Below are 1,227 nucleotides of genomic sequence, written 5' to 3'. Positions count from 1 at the left end.
CGGGTCTGGCTGAGGAGCGCGGGCAGCACCCTGGTGCCGCCGACCACCGGCATGAAGTTCGTATCCCCGCCCCAACGCGGCACGACGTGCTGGTGAACGTGCTCGGCGATCCCGGCGCCCGCGACCACACCGAGGTTCATCCCGACGTTGAAGCCGTGCGCGCCGCTGGCTCGCCGCAGAGCCCGCAGCGCGTGCTGCGTGAACAGGGCCATCTCCGTGGTCTCAGCGTCCAGGAGATCAGCGTAGTCAGCGATGTGGCGGTACGGAACGATCATGATGTGCCCGGAGTTGTACGGGTAGAGGTTGAGGACGGCATACACAACGTCGCCCCGCGCGACGACGAGTCCTTCCTCGTCCGGCATGGCCGGGATGACACAGAACGGGCAGGATCCACCGGTAGGCCTGCCCTCGCCTTTGATATAGGCCATCCGGTGCGGCGTGTACAGCCGGCGGAAGCCGTCCGGACTACCGACCCCAGCCTGCGGCTCCAGCGGGACGCCATCCGGCGTGGTTGACGTCATACCCACAAACTGCCCGTTTCCCGCGCGCGACCGAGCTGCGGGACCGGAGAGGATCGACCTGGCTGACACGTCACTGGCGCGGCCTCCCGACACGTCCGGAACCTGAGTTCGGGCTGGCTACGGCGGCCTGTAGCCGATGCCACCGCGACCCGCGCCCAGCGTACTGACGCCCATCTGTATATGCCCAGCCGGATGCAACGTCAGAAGACCCGGCAGCACTCCCCGGCGGCACTCACTGCGCGCCCAGACAAGCGCGCCCGGACAAGTAGAAGAGAGGTTGACGGCGTGGGGGGGTCGCCGCCAACCTCTGCCAAGAGCATAAACGGTCTCCGGACATCATGCCGACACTATGACCGGAATCATTCGGCGTGTCGCCAGCGGCGTGGACCCGTCACCACGGGTTCCAGACAGTGTGGCGATCGGCATATTCGCAGGCCACAGCGTATTTGCGGGCCTCAACGGATTCGGATTGTTGGCAGCCAGTCCCTCCGGAGTGGACGTAGGGCGGATGTTATGTTCACAACTGCTTCGCACTTTCTCCACAAGGCACAACCACGCCCCGGCGACGTTGGCGACAAAAACGCAGGCAGCGGGGCTGGGGACGGACGATGGCAGCGCCCCGGCGCGCCACCCTCGACGGCGCGTCGAGAAACGCGCCCACCGCCCGTCGGCAGGGAAACAGGCTAAGAGCGCCCGGCAATAGGGG

General features: G+C 66.7%; 1 protein-coding gene. It reads right to left on the bottom strand.

Features of this window, described 5'->3' with window-relative positions; genetic code table 11:
- Nucleotides 1-521: HIT domain-containing protein (locus tag MJ783_RS16615; RefSeq protein WP_239311357.1), on the bottom strand; the 521-nt coding region annotated here is incomplete at its 3' end.
- Nucleotides 522-1,227 lie beyond the last annotated feature (706 nt).

It is taken from the genome of Protofrankia sp. Cj3 (assembly GCF_917627355.1).
Classification (GTDB): Bacteria; Actinomycetota; Actinomycetes; order Frankiales; family Frankiaceae; genus Protofrankia.
Note: the sequence above shows the minus strand (reverse complement) of the source record. Positions and strands in the feature narration are given on the sequence as shown.